We start from the raw sequence: 861 nt of genomic DNA, 5'->3' as shown, positions 1-861 counted from the left end.
GCTTGATCAGCGGCGTCGCCACCGATGTCGCCATGGTTTCCGGCGAGGCGCCGGGCAGCGAGGCCGAGACGTTGACCACCGGGAATTCGGCGCTGGGCAGTGCCGCCACCGGCAGGAACTTGTAGGCGAACAGCCCGCCCAGCACGAGGGCGAACGACATCAGAAGGGTGGCGACGGGCCGGCGTATGCAGAATTCGGAAATCATTGGGCGGCCTCGCCGACCCTGGTCGCCTCGGCCACCTTGGGCGCAGCGGCACCCGCCGTGGTCTTGCCTTCATGCACCGCGGCGCCGTCCTTCAGCCGTGTCTGGCCCTCGGTGACAACCTTCTCACCGCTTTTCAGCCCCTGGCTGATGGCGCTGTTGTCGCCTTCGGTCAGCGCCACGTGCACCGGCCGCATCTCGACCGTGTTGTCCGGCTTGACCACATAGACGAAAGGGCCCTTCTGGCTTGGCTGCACCGCGACAGTAGGAACCGATGTCATCTGCGGCATGATGCCGGCGTCGAGCACGACATTCACATACTGGCCGGGCCATAGCGAAAGGTCGGCATTGGGAATACTTGCCCGCGTCGCGATAGTGCCCGACGCGGTGTCGACGCTGGAGTCGACGAAATCGAGCGTGCCCTTGCCGATCGGCGTCGGGTCACCATCCTTGGTCAGTGTCACCGCGCCCTGCTGCGGATTGGCAAGCGCCTTGTGCAGCAGGGCGAGATTGCTTTCCGGCAGATTGAAGTTGACCTGCAGCGGGTCCATCTGGGTGATGGTCACCAGCGGGGTCGCCGTGCTGCTGTTGCCATTGCTGACGGTGACGAGATCGCCGACGGCGACGCTGACCGCACCCAGCCTGCCGGAAATCGGCGC

2 protein-coding genes are annotated in these 861 nt (G+C 65.5%); both read right to left on the bottom strand.

What is annotated here, in order from left to right:
- Positions 1 to 205: efflux RND transporter permease subunit (locus EN991_RS38065; RefSeq protein ID WP_164769749.1), on the bottom strand; the 205-nt coding region annotated here is incomplete at its 3' end.
- A partial coding sequence (locus EN991_RS38060) for an efflux RND transporter periplasmic adaptor subunit (RefSeq protein WP_127370623.1) occupies positions 202 to 861 on the bottom strand: 660 nt, incomplete at its 5' end. The genes EN991_RS38065 and EN991_RS38060, both read right to left, overlap by 4 nt.

The organism is Mesorhizobium sp. M7A.F.Ca.US.005.03.2.1 (genome assembly GCF_003997795.1).
GTDB lineage: Bacteria > Pseudomonadota > Alphaproteobacteria > Rhizobiales > Rhizobiaceae > Mesorhizobium > Mesorhizobium ciceri.
The sequence above is the reverse complement of the archived record's forward strand: the minus strand, read 5'-3'. Positions and strand labels throughout refer to the sequence as shown.